This window comes from Streptomyces racemochromogenes, from assembly GCF_044129415.1.
Taxonomy (GTDB): Bacteria; Actinomycetota; Actinomycetes; order Streptomycetales; family Streptomycetaceae; genus Streptomyces; species Streptomyces racemochromogenes_A.
The window spans coordinates 1-458 of record NZ_JBBDHD010000336.1; the positions used below are offsets into that span (position 1 = coordinate 1).

Consider the following 458-nt stretch of genomic DNA (forward strand, 5'->3'; position numbering starts at 1 on the left):
CGCGGCCAGCGGCTCGCCCGGCAGCAGCTCCTCCGACCGGGCCAGCACCAGCCGGGCCCCCGACAGCAGCGCCATGACCACTTCCCAGGCGGCGGCGTCGAAGCTCGGCGAGGCGAACTGGAGCACCCGGCTGTCGGCGGTGATCCGGAAGGACTCGATCTGGGACAGGGAAAGACTCGCGATGCCCGTGTGGGTGACGACGACGCCCTTGGGGCGGCCGGTGGAGCCGGACGTGTAGATCACCCAGGCCGGCGATCCCACCAGCAGCGGGGCCGTGCGCTCGGCGTCCGTCAGGTCGGCCGCGGAGAACGCCTCCAGTCCCAGGTCCTCGACCAGGGTCGGCCGGACGTCCTCCGGCAGGACCCCGACCGTGTCCGCCCGGGTGAGGACGGCGACGGGTCCGGCGTCCTGGAGCATGTACGCGATCCGGTCGGCCGGGTACTCCGGGTCCACCGGAA

The 458-nt window shown here is 73.4% G+C and carries 1 protein-coding gene; it reads right to left on the reverse strand.

Going from position 1 to position 458, the window contains the following annotated elements:
- Positions 1–458, reverse strand: a 458-nt coding sequence (locus tag WDV06_RS37160; RefSeq protein ID WP_395514203.1) for an AMP-binding protein, incomplete at both ends; no start/stop codon positions are given.